This is a genomic window from Asticcacaulis sp. P2_B1 (assembly GCF_056404915.1).
Genome location: NZ_JBFUDD010000002.1, coordinates 668,140 through 680,947, shown reverse-complemented (window position 1 = coordinate 680,947; position 12,808 = coordinate 668,140). Strand labels below are relative to the sequence as shown.

12 protein-coding genes are annotated in these 12,808 nt (G+C 62.0%); 4 read left to right on the top strand and 8 right to left on the bottom strand.

Features of this window, described 5'->3' with window-relative positions; genetic code table 11:
• Positions 1–66: 66 nt before the first annotated feature.
• The 4 genes from AC1DX3_RS07440 to AC1DX3_RS07425 form a co-directional block, all read right to left on the bottom strand.
• Entirely contained in the window at positions 67–405 is a 339-nt protein-coding gene (locus tag AC1DX3_RS07440; RefSeq protein ID WP_476988620.1) for a hypothetical protein, read from the bottom strand.
• A 105-nt stretch (positions 406–510) separates the two neighbouring features.
• Positions 511–870, bottom strand: a complete 360-nt coding sequence (locus tag AC1DX3_RS07435) for a hypothetical protein (protein WP_476988619.1) — start codon at positions 868–870, stop codon at positions 511–513.
• 236 nt (positions 871–1,106) lie between these two features.
• Positions 1,107–1,559, bottom strand: coding sequence for a dUTP diphosphatase (gene dut / locus AC1DX3_RS07430; RefSeq protein WP_476988618.1), 453 nt, complete (start codon positions 1,557–1,559; stop codon positions 1,107–1,109).
• Positions 1,560–1,704: 145 nt separating this feature from the next.
• A complete protein-coding gene (locus AC1DX3_RS07425) occupies positions 1,705–4,119 on the bottom strand; it encodes a glycoside hydrolase family 95 protein (protein ID WP_476988617.1) in 2,415 nt (804 codons plus the stop codon).
• Between the two features lie 257 nt (positions 4,120–4,376).
• Between AC1DX3_RS07425 and AC1DX3_RS07420 the strand changes: the two genes are divergently transcribed.
• Positions 4,377–5,855 carry a S10 family peptidase gene (locus AC1DX3_RS07420; protein WP_476988616.1) on the top strand — a complete coding sequence of 493 codons (1,479 nt, stop codon included), beginning with the start codon at positions 4,377–4,379 and terminating at the stop codon, positions 5,853–5,855.
• A 194-nt stretch (positions 5,856–6,049) separates the two neighbouring features.
• On the opposite strand, the gene coaBC is transcribed toward AC1DX3_RS07420, so the two are convergent.
• Positions 6,050–7,237 (bottom strand): bifunctional phosphopantothenoylcysteine decarboxylase/phosphopantothenate--cysteine ligase CoaBC, encoded by a 1,188-nt coding sequence (gene coaBC, locus AC1DX3_RS07415; RefSeq protein ID WP_476988615.1) that lies wholly within the window; start codon positions 7,235–7,237, stop codon positions 6,050–6,052.
• Here coaBC and AC1DX3_RS07410 point away from each other — a divergent pair.
• The 3 genes from AC1DX3_RS07410 to AC1DX3_RS07400 all read left to right on the top strand — a co-directional run bounded on the left by AC1DX3_RS07410 (position 7,236) and on the right by AC1DX3_RS07400 (position 9,988).
• Entirely contained in the window at positions 7,236–7,949 is a 714-nt protein-coding gene (locus tag AC1DX3_RS07410) for a hypothetical protein (protein ID WP_476988956.1), read from the top strand. The genes coaBC and AC1DX3_RS07410 overlap by 2 nt on opposite strands.
• Positions 7,946–8,422 (top strand): cupin domain-containing protein, encoded by a 477-nt coding sequence (locus tag AC1DX3_RS07405; RefSeq protein ID WP_476988614.1) that lies wholly within the window; start codon positions 7,946–7,948, stop codon positions 8,420–8,422. Before AC1DX3_RS07410 ends, AC1DX3_RS07405 begins: the two co-directional genes overlap by 4 nt.
• A 102-nt stretch (positions 8,423–8,524) precedes the next feature.
• Positions 8,525–9,988 (top strand): hypothetical protein, encoded by a 1,464-nt coding sequence (locus AC1DX3_RS07400; RefSeq protein WP_476988613.1) that lies wholly within the window; start codon positions 8,525–8,527, stop codon positions 9,986–9,988.
• Here AC1DX3_RS07400 and AC1DX3_RS07395 read toward each other — a convergent pair.
• From AC1DX3_RS07395 to AC1DX3_RS07385, 3 genes are all read right to left on the bottom strand, one after another.
• On the bottom strand, positions 9,985–10,359 hold the full coding sequence (locus AC1DX3_RS07395; protein WP_476988612.1) for a hypothetical protein: 375 nt from the start codon (positions 10,357–10,359) through the stop codon (positions 9,985–9,987). The two genes, AC1DX3_RS07400 and AC1DX3_RS07395, sit on opposite strands and share 4 nt — an antisense overlap.
• A gap of 103 nt (positions 10,360–10,462) precedes the next feature.
• Complete coding sequence (gene ubiB / locus AC1DX3_RS07390; RefSeq protein ID WP_476988611.1) at positions 10,463–11,974, bottom strand: 2-polyprenylphenol 6-hydroxylase; 1,512 nt, start codon at positions 11,972–11,974, stop codon at positions 10,463–10,465.
• Between the two features lie 14 nt (positions 11,975–11,988).
• A complete protein-coding gene (locus AC1DX3_RS07385; protein WP_476988610.1) occupies positions 11,989–12,777 on the bottom strand; it encodes a class I SAM-dependent methyltransferase in 789 nt (262 codons plus the stop codon).
• Positions 12,778–12,808 lie beyond the last annotated feature (31 nt).

The window sequence follows — 12,808 nt, the reverse complement described above, 5'->3', positions numbered from 1 at the left end:
AAACCCATACGAATATGCCTCCCGGCCATAGGCGGGAGGCATATAAGATTTCAGCTGGCGGTCAGCTTAATGCGCTGCTTTTGCCGCGCCCTTGCTGAGCGTTCTCAAACTGCCGATCATGCCGATCATGCCGTAAGCAAAGACATAGAGCAGGAAGATCTGCACGATCGCCGACAGGTGGCGGAAATCGGGAAGTTCCGCACGATGCCCCGACACGGTCGGCCACAAAATGCGAATCGCCAGCACCAAAATCAGCGCGACCAGGGCTTTCACAGCGTAATTTTCCGGCTTGAAGAAAATGCCGATGGCCATGGCGATCAGCAGAATCGGCAAGACATTGACCGCGCTGACTGCGTCCTGAAGGCCGTCCCCCAAACCAAGAATAAAGTTCCAGATGTCGTTCATAAGATCGTCTCTCGTCGGTTGAAGTGAAAGGGCTACACCGGCAGGATACGCGCCATTAACCATCTTTCAAGGGCGAAGATGAACGGGGGATGAACAAATTTGCGACTACACCGGCTTGTGACCGTTCGGCTTGGGGTGCGCGACCAGCGACAAGGTGTGTTTGACCACTGACAGCCCGACAATAATCGCAAAGCACATAATGGCCAGGACACCGGTCTGAATCTCGACTTCGAGCTGGGTGAAGTCGGGCCAGATCGGCTGATAACCGGACACCATCGGCCACACGGCGGCGATCAGTACGGACGGTACCAGGGCCAGAAGTGTATTGAGGAAGGGGTTGGCGCGCTTGCCCTGGGCCATGCCGATGAACAGACTGATAATCAGGGCCGGGACCGGATTAAGTCCTATCAGCGCCGCCTGCGCCGAATCCCACATGGCCCAACCGAACTGGATGAAACTGTTCATTCTACTACCGCCCTAACTCAGCCGCGACATCGCGGCGCCCTTGATCACATCACTTAGCTTCCCGATGACTGAACGATGTCTGTGGCTGTGGTTCATTTCCCGTTCATGGGCATCAAAAAGCTATACGATTCAGGCAGGCTGAAGTGCTTCGCAGGATATGCAAAGTCGGATAATGTGGTTATGTGATCACAGATGTGTGTCTTTAGGCGAGTAGTTAGTCGCGCGATAAGAGAATGTTACYGGCCGGTCGAGCCGAACCCGCCTTCGCCGCGCGCCGTCGCTTCGAGTGCCTCTGGTGTTTCCCAGACGATGCGGGCATGTTGCGCCACAACGGCCTGGGCGATACGGTCACCGCGGTTGATGACGAAATCTTCCGAACCGAGATTGATCAGGATGACGCCGACTTCACCGCGATAGTCGCTGTCGATCGTGCCGGGGCTGTTCAGGCAGGTGATGCCGAACTTCAGCGCCAGGCCGGACCGCGGCCGGACCTGGACCTCGTAGCCCAGCGGCACGGCGATCTTCAGGCCCGTTGGCACCAGGGCGCGCGCCAGCGGCTTCAGCACAAGGGTCTCGCCTTCAGCGATGGCGGCGCGCAGGTCGAGGCCGGCCGAACCATCGGTTTCATAGGCGGGCAGGGCGAGGCCCGAGGCGTGGGGCAATTGCTGGACGTGGGCGATAACGGTCATGAACGGATTCCAGTGAAGTGACTCCAAGCCGCGATGATGATTGCGGCTTGGCAAGGGCGACGGCCCGCCGCCGCTGATGCGGCGCCTTAGGCTAAGCCCGCTATTTCATGATTCCATAAACCGCTCCATCTTTTGCTGTGGTGAATTATCCCAGCCGGTACTGCCCGTGCGCGTTCAAAATTACCTCTTCCAGCTTGCCGCTACGCCGCAGCTTTACCTTGGCGCCAGGGGCACCGCCGAGCCGCAGCGACGCCACCTGCCCGGCGCGCCAGGTCATGTCGAGCCTGACGTCGCCGCGCACTTTGAGGCCGCGTACCGCGCCCGACGGCCAGGCTGAGGGCAGGGCCGGCAGCAGGATGATCTCGCCGCCCCACGACTGGACGATCATTTCCATGATGCCGGCCGCGCCGCCGAAATTACCGTCGATCTGGAACGGCGGGTGGGCGTCGAACATGTTGGGATAAGTGCGTTGCGCACCTGTCAGGGCTTTCAGGACGGTATGGGCATGGTCGCCTTCACCCATGCGCGCCCACAGGCACAGCCGCCACGCCGTGCCCCAGCCGGTGGCCAGGTCGCCGCGCTGGATCAGGCTGGCCTTGGCGGCCTTGATCAGGTCCGGCGTGTCGCGGACATTGATCTGGCCGCTGGGATAGACGGCATAGAGATGCGAGACGTGACGATGATGTTGTTCCGGCGCCTGATTGTCCCAGTCTTCCAGCCATTCCTGCAATAGTCCGGTCGAGCCAATCCGGTCGGGGGCGATGCGCGCCCGCGCCTGGGTAATCTGCCCCATCAGGCCGGCATCGGCGGCCAGAAGATGGCCGGCCGCCAGCGTATGGTCGAACAGGTCGCGGATAATCTGCCGGTCCATTGCCGGGCCGGCAACCAGGGAAGAGCCGAAGGGGTGCTGATTTTCCGGCGACAGGGACGGCGAGGTCATCAGGCCGCGCCCTTTAGGATCTTCGATCAGCGTATCGAGGAAGAACTGCGATGCCCCCGCCAAAAGCGGGTACAGCCGCTTCAGCACCGCCTCGTCGCGGCCATAATCGTAATGGTCCCATAACGTATTGCACAACCACGCGCCGCCACAGGGCCACAGGCCCCACATCGGTCCGTCGATCGGCGCTGAAGCCCGCCACAGGTCGGTATTGTGGTGCGCCACCCAGCCGCGGGCATTGTACATGGTTTTGGCCGTTTTGGCGCCGGTCACCGACAGGTCTTCGACCAGGCGCAGCAGGGGCTCGACGCAGGCCCCCAGGCCGGCGGGATCGGCGGGCCAGTAGTTCATCTCGGTGTTGATGTTGATGGTGTATTTGCTGCCCCACGGCGGATTGGTGCCGGCGTTCCAGATGCCCTGCAGATTGGCGGGCTGCGTGCCCGGTCGCGACGACGAGATCAACAAATAGCGAGCATATTGAAAATAGAGCGCGGCGAGCGCCGGATCGTCGGCGTTCTCGGCGGCAATCCGAACGTCGGTCGGCTGGGTGGCGGCGGACGTCCGCCCCAAGTCCAGGCTGACCGGCGCATACAGGCTTTGGTAATCGCTTATATGATCGTGCTTCAGGGCCGCATAGGGCTTGCCGGCGGCCTTGTCTGTGTCCTGCCTGACCATGGCGACGGGATCGCCACTGACGTCATGATAGTTGATGTAGCTGGTGGCGCCGGCGATCAAAAGGGTGACCTTGCCGGCGTCCCGGACATGGATGCCGGAATTGGCGACAATCACCTGTCCGTCCGCGATCACCTTGATGCGCAGGGCGTAGGTCAGCCCGGCGGCAACGTCGGGACCGGCCTTGTTGCGGCCGGTCACCAGCAAGGCATCTGTGCCGTCGGCTGTCCGTAGAACATCACCGCGTGCCTCGTCTGTCGCTTCGGTCATCAGCCAGTCGGTCGCTTGCTGTGTCACCAGGTCGGTCGCCGAGCCGTTATAGGCGGGCGAGGTATATTGCGCCTCGCCGGGACCGCGGTAGGCCAGGTCGAAGCTCAGCCGTCCCTTGGGTGCCTCCAGGTGGACGACAATCACCCGGTCCGGCGCAGAGGCAAAAACCTCACGCGTAAATTTGACGCCGCCCATCCGGTATTCGGTACGGGTGACCGCCGTCGCGAGATCGAGGCGGCGTTCATAGTCTGTGGGTTGTTGGGCGCTGGCGAAGGTCAGGAAAATATCGCCGAGCGTCCCATAGGCCATTTGCGACAAGGGTTTGGCCATTACCTTGGCGCTGGCCAACTGGGTCGCTTCTGCGTATTTGCCGTCGGCCAGCAGGGCACGCACCTCGGGCAGGGCGGCCAGGGCGTCGGGATTGTCCGGCGTATAGGGCGCACCCGACCATAGCGTATCTTCGTTCAGTTGCAGACGTTCCTGGGCGACGCGGCCGAAGACCATGGCGCCCAGCCGGCCATTGCCCACCGGCAGGGCCTCTTCCCAGCGCGCTGCAGGTTGTCGGTACCACAGACGGTCGTCGCCCTTTGGCGATTCCGTCCTCCCGATGCTTGCGGTGAGGCCGAGCGCCGCCGTGCCGGCCAGCACGCCACGCCGTGACACATAATGTCTGGTTTTCATTCGTGCGTCTCCCAACTGTCCGGCCTTTGATCCGGCCGCGTACATTCATATATGAATGTTACTAGCATACTCGAAAATTCATGCCCAGTAGGCACATAGCCGGCCATTTCGCCCGCTGCATTCTGAATTTTTTGTAATGATGGCATTTCGGGCAATTGTGTATGTTGTAACAATCTCAACCGGCTTTTGGGGGCATCATGACCTTGCGCGCGTCTCTTTTCATCACCTTGGCCAGTACTTTGGCATGTGGGGCTCTCATGGGCACGACCGCGCTGCCGGCATACGCTGCCGACAAGGACAAACCCGCCGCCGAGAAGGCGGATGCTAAGGCCGACGACAAAAAATCCGATGACGAACTGGCGCCCCTGCCGGACGACAAGACCATCCACCAATCGATCATGCTGAACGGCAAGACGCTCAGCTATGACGCCACGGTGGGCAAGATCGCTGTGCGCGACGACAAGGGCAAGAAGATCGCCGACGTCGTCTTCACCGCCTACACCTTGCCGGGCAGCAAGCCTGACCGGCCGGTGACCTTTGCCTTCAACGGCGGCCCTGGCGCCTCATCGGTCTATCTCAATATGGGCGCCATCGGCCCCAAACGCGTGCAATTCGGCGTCGAAGGCGATGCGCCGTCCGACCTGAAGGTTTCCGACAACGCCAATACCTGGCTCGACATGACCGACATGGTGTTTATCGACCCGGTCGGCACCGGTTTTTCCCGTTCCGACGAAAGTGACGACGCGGCCAAGAAGGATTTCTTCTCGACCGAAGCCGATATCAATTATCTGTCGCGCGTCGTCTATGACTGGCTGGTCAGCAACGGCCGCCTACGTTCGCCGAAATATGTCATGGGTGAGAGCTACGGCGGTTACCGCGCGCCGCGCATCGCCAACAACCTGCAAACCCGGATGGGTGTCGGCGTTTCCGGCCTGATCATGGTTTCGCCCTATCTCGACCCGGCCGCCATCGGCGACGAAACCGCCCTGTCGCCCCTGCCGTGGATGATCAACCTGCCCTCCATGGCCGCCGGCAATTTCGAGCGTAAGGGTCAATTGACCCCCGCCGCCATGGCCGATGTCGAACATTACGACCGCACCGAATTCGTTACCGACTTCCTGGCAGGCCGTTCCGATCCGCAGGCCGTCAGCCGCATCGTGCAAAACGTCTCGACCTATACCGGCCTCGATCCCGCCCTGGTCCAGCGCATGGCCGGCCGCGTCGACATCGGCACCTATCTGCGTGAGGCCCACCGCAGCGAAGGCAAGATCGGCAGTGTCTACGACTCGAACGTCACGGCCTACGACCCGTTCCCGGAATCCTACGACCAGCAGTCGGGCGACCCGATCCTCAACTCGCTGATCGCGCCGACGACCTCGGCCATGGTCGATTTCGTCACCCGCGAAGTCGGCTGGAAGACTGATGCCCATTACGAAGCCCTGAACTATGCCGTCGGCCGCGCCTGGGACGACGCGCCGCCGAAGGACAAGCCCGTCTCCGACTTGCGCGAAGCCATCGCCAACGACCCGCATATGGGTGTGCTCATCGTCCACGGTTATAACGACCTGTCGTGCCCATTCTTCACCTCGCAACTGGTCATCGACCAGATGCCGAGCTTCGGCAGCGACCAGCGCGTCAAGCTGTCGGTCTATCCCGGCGGGCATATGTTCTACAGCCGCCCGGACAGCGCCGCGTCTTTCAAGGCCGACGCCAAGGCGCTGTACGGGGCGTCTTAGGGGGTTGTCCGCAGATTTACGCAGATTTTAAGAGGTGATTTTTCAGAGTAATGTCGGCCGCCAGAGGTAAAAAACGATCAACCTGATGATCGCTTTGCGATCGTTCGGATCGAGCGGCCTGCGAAGGTCGCGTGACGGATCGCTCTGAAAAATCACCCTCTTAAATCTGCGCTAATCTGCGGACCTCCTAATCCTTAACCCAACCGCCCCGCAATATACTGGCTGAGATAGTCCGCGACATCATCCTTGCTGTCGCCTGGAATATCCGCGAAGCCGTTTAGGTCGAGCAGATGCGCGTGGTTTTGCGTCGTGCCGAAGACGCCGGCGCTGACGTCATTGGCGACGATGGCATCGCAGCCCTTGGACGCCAGTTTGGCGCGAGCATAGGTCTCCAGGTCATTGGTCTCGGCAGCGAAACCGATGACCAGGCGCGGCCGGTTATCGAGATGCTTCGACACGGCTTCCAGGATATCCGGCGTCTTGACGAAGGCGACCGACAGCTCCGGTTCGCCGGTCTTCTTCTGCTTCTCCGTGGCGACCGTCTTGGGCTTCCAGTCGGCGACCGCGGCGACAGCGACAAAGACATCGGCCGGCAAGCGTTCCAGCACCGTATCCAGCATCTCCTGCGCCGTTTCGATATCGATCCGTGTCACACCCTTTGGCACGGCCAGGTTGGTCGGCCCCGAGACAAGGGTGACCCGTGCGCCATCGCGCGCCAGACGCTCGGCAATGGCATAACCCTGGCGGCCGGACGAGCGGTTGGTCAGGCCGCGCACCGGATCCAGCGGCTCGAAGGTCGGGCCGGCGGTGACGATCGCTGTCTTGCCGGCCAGGGGTCCGGTCGCCGTCAACTGCGCCTGGATGACGGCTAAAATCGCTTCGGGCTCGCTCATCCGCCCCAGGCCATATTCGCCGCACGCCATGTCGCCTTCGTCGGGCCCAACGAACAGCACGCCATCGCCCTTCAGGGTCGCCAAATTGCGCTGGGTCGCCTTATGGTGCCACATGCGCACATTCATCGCCGGCGCCATGAGGACGGGCTTGTCGGTGGCCAGCAACAGGGTCGAGGCCAGATCGTCGGCCAATCCGCCCGCCAGCTTGGCCATGATATTGGCGGTCGCCGGCGCCACCACGACCAGATCGGCCTGGCGCGACAGCATGATATGACCCATCTCCGTCTCGTCGGTGAGGTCGAACAGCTCGCTATAGACCTTGTCGCCAGACAGGGCGCCGGCGGTCAGCGGCGTGATAAATTCATGCGCCGCCTTGGTCATCACCACGCGGACAGCCAGCCCGGCCTTCTTCAGCAACCGGATCAGCTCGAGCGACTTATAGGCCGCGATGCCACCGGAAATGATGAGAAGAATCCGCTTGTCGTCCATGTCCATCGTCCTTCTCAACCTTGCCGCCTTGTGGCATAGGTGGGAGCGCAAGGGCAAGGGGACAAGGATGCGCAAGGCGTTTTGGCTGATCGGATGGTTGGCCCTGCTGGTGGCGGGCTGCGATGCCGGGCCGTCGGCGGTGATGCACGATGGCGACGGCAAATCACCGGCAACATCTTCTCAAGCCGCGCCGGCTTGGGCCGACAAGAGCGCCGCCAAGGTCAAATCGCCGCCGTCAGGCGAGATCGAGGAAGCCTCGATGCCGATTCCCGGCGAGGCGGACTCTCCGCAAACCACGCCAAAAGACTTTATCCCGCTGAAGGTCCCGGCCGGTCATGCCGCGATCACCGACACGAAATACGGCGATTGGCCGCTATGGTCGAAGAACCGCAAATATACCGCCGACGACAACGCCCATTACCATTTCAGCAAGCACGGCGCCGAGTTCGGGGCCAGGACCTATCCCGACTATGTCGCCATGGTCCACGGCTTCATCCATAGCCCGCCGCCGGGGACCCAGACCCTGAAACGCAGCAATGGCGACACCCTCTATTACGACCCGAAACAGAACATCTTCGCCGTCGCCACCAAGGCCGGCGCGCCGCGCACCTTCTTCCGGCCGGACAACGGCGTGGCCTATTGGCAGAACCAGAAGCAAATCGAATCGACGCGCCGGACGATCCGCCGCGACAGCTATGGAGACGACAATTGAGCGATAAACCGCCCGTCGCCATCCTGGCCGCTGATGTCGAACCCCGGCGCAAGCCCTCCAACTATCCCGAGCCCTTCTTTTCGATGATGGCCGGCCGTGAAAAGCGCGCGCTCGGCGACGTCTTCGGCCTGAGCAATTTCGGCGTCAATCTGACACGGCTCAAGCCAGGCGCGCGGTCGTCCCTGCGCCACGCCCATTCGAAGCAGGACGAATTCGTCTACATCCTGGAGGGCAACCCCACCCTGATCACCGACGAAGGCGAAACGCCCCTGTCGCCCGGCATGTGCGCCGGCTTCAAGGCCGGCACCGGCAATGGCCATATGCTGATCAACCGCAGTGGCGAAGACGTCGTCTATCTCGAAGCCGGCGACCGTACGCCGGGTGACCAGGGCAGCTATCCCGACGACGACCTGCAAGCCGTCATGGTCGACGGTGCCTGGGTGTTCCGCCACAAGGACGGCACGGCGTACTAAGCGCAATCCAAAAAGCGTGCATCTGTGTCTCCTTGGCACTTTTTGGAAGTATTGCGCGTCAAATATAGACCTTGGTAAGGCGACGCTGTTTAGGGTGCCGGCATGAAATATGCGCAACAGCCCTGGTTCCAAGCCGCGGTAGTCATCCTGGCCGCCGCGCTGATCCATGCCGTCCTGCCGCTCGATACCGATATCTACTGGCTATGTTCGGTGTGCCGGCGGTTGCTGGGCGGCGCCGTGCTCTATCGCGATATCGTCGAGACCAATCCACCCATGGCGGTGTGGCTTTATCTGCCGGCCGTGTGGGTCGAACACGTCACCGGCGTGGCCGCGGAAACCGTCTTCGTGACCATGGTCTTGCTGGTCGGCGCCGGCTCGACGCTTGGGTTCGCGCGTTTGGCCGGCCTGGGCATCGGCGGTCGCTGGGTCGTGCTGTTCATCGTCCTGATCATGCCCTTGTCGGCCTTCGCCGAGCGCGAACATATTGCCGTCATCCTGATGCTGCCTGTATTGGGGCTTGCCATCCGCCGCGCCAAGGGTGAGGCCGTGGCGCTATGGGCAGCTGTTCTTTGTGGCGTCCTGGCAGGGCTGGCGCCGATGATCAAACCGCACTTTGCCCTGGGTCTGGCTGCGGCCTTCGGCGCGGCGGCCTATGTTCGACGGGACTGGCGCTTGCTGCTGGCGCCGGAAATTGTCGTGGCCGGCACCTTGTCGGTCGTCTACGCGGCCTCGGTCTATCTTTTCATGCCGGCCTATAGCCATGACGTCCTGCCGCTCTTGCTCGATGTCTACCGGCCGATGCGCAAGCCGTTCTGGAACCAGCTGACCTCGACCCAGGTCCTAACCTGGGCCATGTCGGTCGGCGCGCTGTGGTACCTGCTGCGGCGTTTCGACGCCTATGCCACCGTCCTGCTTGCGGCCTCGTTCGGCTTTCTGATCGGCTTTGTCGATCAAGGCCGCGGCTGGGCCTATCACGCCCTGCCCATGGTGGCGACCCTGATGCTGGCGGTGTGGATAACGGCCTGGCCGACGATCGCCGCCGGGCAACCGGAAACGCGTATGCGCGCCATCGTCGCTTGTTTCGCCGCCCTGGTGAACATCGCCGGCTACAGCATCTTCACCTATCCGGCCCAGGGCGTCGTGCCAACGATCCGAACCGTCGTGGCCCACCCAAGCGTTATGGCCATTACGGCTGACCAGGCGCCCGGCCATCCCATCGCCACGCGCATCCACGGTTCCTGGATAGGCACCTATTCCAGCCGATGGATCACGGCCAACAGCATGGCGCTTTACAGTTCGACCGACGATCCTGAAAAGCAGAAACGCCTGGTCGGTTGGATGGCTTTCGACCGCGCCGCCACCAATCGCGACCTGGCCAGGCGGCCGGATATCGTCCTGGTGGGTTTAGGTCCGTATAATTGGCCGCGATGGATCTCCGCCGATCCTGAAACGGCGCGGCTGATGACGGACTACGTCCTGGTGGCGACGGACGAGATGACGCCGCAAAAGCGCAAGACCTATGAAGGTGTCCAGGCCTGGGTGCGGCGTGATCTTGTTAAGCCTTAGTCGGCAGGGTGCGCCAGCCGCTCATGCTTGTCGAAAAAGTCGCGCGCAAAGGCGGCCAGCTGGCCGTCGGTCGGGTGGTCGGTGACTTCGTAACCGAGGATATGCGGCGCCAGTTGCGGACGATGCTTTTCGACATAATGGCGGTAAGCGTTGAGTCCGTCATGGGAGCCGGTGACCAGGATTTGCGCGGTGCCGGCCAGTGCGTCGCTGACCTCGGCGAAGAACTCATGGACATCGCGGACATCGCTATTGTGTTGCCGCGTTTCGTGGGTCTTGGCCTTGAAATGACGGGTGTCGGGGTTTTCGCCGTCAAGCTTGGTAAACTGAGCCTTGTGACTGTCGATGGTGAGAACGGCGCGATTATGGGTCATGACTTGCCTCCTGTGAAACGGACAGCGGTCCGAAGGGGCCGTTGATCTGCGTTCAACTGTAGGCGAGATTATCTCAAGATGTGATGGCTTTCATTGCGCCAAATCAACGCACGGCCATCCAGATGATGACGCCCAGCGATATGACCGACACGACCAGGGCGATCAGGCCGAACATGCGGCCTTGCGACGCGACGACGCGCAGGGTGGTCAGTTCGAACGTTTCCCGAGCCGTGACACCCTCCTCGTCGTCCGACCGCAAACGGCTGACGAGCTTTTCGAACAGACGGCGGGCTTCGACCACCGGCGACAGCTCGCGCGAGATCCAGTCCTTGACCACCGGGCGGGCGGCTTCCCACAGATTGTGCTCAGGGTAGATCCGCCGGGCGACACCTTCGACACTGACCATGGTCTTTTGCAGCAGCACCAGTTCCGGGCGCAGGTGCATGTCGAACTGGGCGGTGATTTCGAACAGTTGCGTCAGCAGCCGGCCCATTGAAACCTCGGTCGCCTGGCGCCCCAAAACCGGCTCGCCGACCGCGCGCAGGGCCTGAGCGAAGCTGTCGACATTGTGGTGGCGCGGAACATAACCGGCCTCGAAATGGACCTCGGCCACCCGTTTGTAATCGCGGCGCAGGAAGCCCCACAGCATTTCGGCGAGATAGCGCCGCTCCTTGGGGCGCAGCCGGCCGATAATACCGAAATCGATGGCGGTGATCTGGGCTGGCGCTGAGACGAACAGATTGCCTTCGTGCAGGTCGGCGTGGAAGACGCCGTGATCGAGGGCCTGGCTCAAAAAGGCGCGGATGAGATTGTCGGCCAGTTCCTTGTGATCGAGGCCGGGCAGGGTGAGGGCTTCCGGCCGCGACAACGGCGTGCCCTCAGCCCATTCCGTGACCAGAACGCGGCGCGACACCTGATGCCACACCACATTCGGCGCCCGCATCCATGGTTCCTTGTTGATGATCTTGCCGATCTCGTCGCACGCCGATGCTTCGAGGCGCAGGTCGAGTTCCAGGAGCAGAGATTGCGCCACCGTGGCGACAAAGGCCTCGGGCTCCAAGCGCCGTGCCGTCGGAAAGAAGAAGGCGATGACCTTGGCGCCCAGGGTCAGCATGCCGATATCGCGGGCGATGATGGTCTCGATATCCGGGCGCAGGATCTTGACGGCGACCTTGCGGCCGTCCTTCAGGATGGCCTCGTGGGCCTGGGCGATCGAGGCCGAGCCCAAAACATCACCGAACTCGGAAAAGATGGTCTCGACCGGGGCGCCCAGCGATTCCAGCACGCTGGCCTCGGCCACCGCCTTGGAAAACGGCGGCAGATTGTCTTTCAGGTGCGACAGGTCGGTGACGAAGGCCTCACCGAAAATATCGGCGCGCGTCGACAGGACCTGGCCGAGCTTGATAAAGGCCGGCCCGAGGTGATGAAAGGCCTTGGCATAGCGCTCGCCCGCGCGCAGTTGCGATTTTTTGGCGAACATCCCGCGCACAACCCCGACAAAAAAGCGAGGAATCGGATCGAGGAGGTGCGAGGTCTCCTTCGGGATCAGGGCGTCGTAACGCAACAGGACAAAGCCCGTGCGGAACATGCGCAGCCAAGAATCGATACCTGCCATGGGAATGTCGAGCCTTACGCCCAGCCCTCGTGCAGTGCGCAAACGCCGCCGGAGAAGTTGGTATAGCTGAGACGCGTAAAGCCGGCCTTGGCCATCATGCCCTTGAAGGTTTCCTGATCCGGGAAGCGCTCGATGCTTTCGACCAGGTACTGATAGCTGTCGCGGTCCTGAGCCACCAGTTCGCCCATAAAGGGGATGACCTTGAAGCTGTAGGTCTCGTAGATTTTCGCCACTGCCGACGACGTAGGGTGCGAGAATTCGAGACAGAAGAAACGGCCGCCGGGCTTCAACACGCGTTTGGCTTCGTTGAGCGCCACCTGGACGTCGGCGACGTTACGGATGCCGAAGGAAATGATATAGGCGTCGACGCTGTTATCGGGGATGGCCAGGTTCATGGCGTCGCCGACCGACCACGAAATCTCCGGCTCGTGCAGTTTCAGCTTGGCCGACTTCTCGCGGCCGGCCATGATCATGGCTTCGTTATAGTCGATGATACGGATCTCGGCGTCGCGCGCCATGGTGCCGCGGGCCAGGCGCCGGGCCTTGGCGGCACGGGCCAGCTTGGCGAGGCGGCGTGCGATATCGCCGGTGCCGCCGGCGCAGTCGATGATGATCTCGCCCGGCTGCGGATTGAGGCGGGCGCAGGCGGCGTCCTTCCACACATGGTGCACGCCCATCGACATGACGTCGTTCATCAGGTCGTACTTGTCGGCGACGCGGGCGAAGACGTCATGGACCAGCGAGACCTTCTCGCGGGCGTCGACATCCTTGAAGCCGAAGGGGGAGGTTGTTGTTTCGCTCATGCGAAGCGTTTTAAATGAGAAAGCTTAAAAT

Coding starts and splice junctions, on each gene's coding strand:
- coaBC (WP_476988615.1), bottom strand. CDS start 7,237: ATGGACGACAAGCGGATTCTTCTCATCATTTCCGGTGGCATCGCGGCC.
- AC1DX3_RS07440 (WP_476988620.1), bottom strand. CDS start 405: ATGAACGACATCTGGAACTTTATTCTTGGTTTGGGGGACGGCCTTCAG.
- ubiB (WP_476988611.1), bottom strand. CDS start 11,974: ATGGCAGGTATCGATTCTTGGCTGCGCATGTTCCGCACGGGCTTTGTC.
- AC1DX3_RS07395 (WP_476988612.1), bottom strand. CDS start 10,359: ATGACCCATAATCGCGCCGTTCTCACCATCGACAGTCACAAGGCTCAG.
- AC1DX3_RS07435 (WP_476988619.1), bottom strand. CDS start 870: ATGAACAGTTTCATCCAGTTCGGTTGGGCCATGTGGGATTCGGCGCAG.
- AC1DX3_RS07425 (WP_476988617.1), bottom strand. CDS start 4,119: ATGAAAACCAGACATTATGTGTCACGGCGTGGCGTGCTGGCCGGCACG.
- AC1DX3_RS07420 (WP_476988616.1), top strand. CDS start 4,377: ATGGGCACGACCGCGCTGCCGGCATACGCTGCCGACAAGGACAAACCC.
- AC1DX3_RS07385 (WP_476988610.1), bottom strand. CDS start 12,777: ATGAGCGAAACAACAACCTCCCCCTTCGGCTTCAAGGATGTCGACGCC.
- AC1DX3_RS07400 (WP_476988613.1), top strand. CDS start 8,525: ATGAAATATGCGCAACAGCCCTGGTTCCAAGCCGCGGTAGTCATCCTG.
- AC1DX3_RS07410 (WP_476988956.1), top strand. CDS start 7,236: ATGTCCATCGTCCTTCTCAACCTTGCCGCCTTGTGGCATAGGTGGGAG.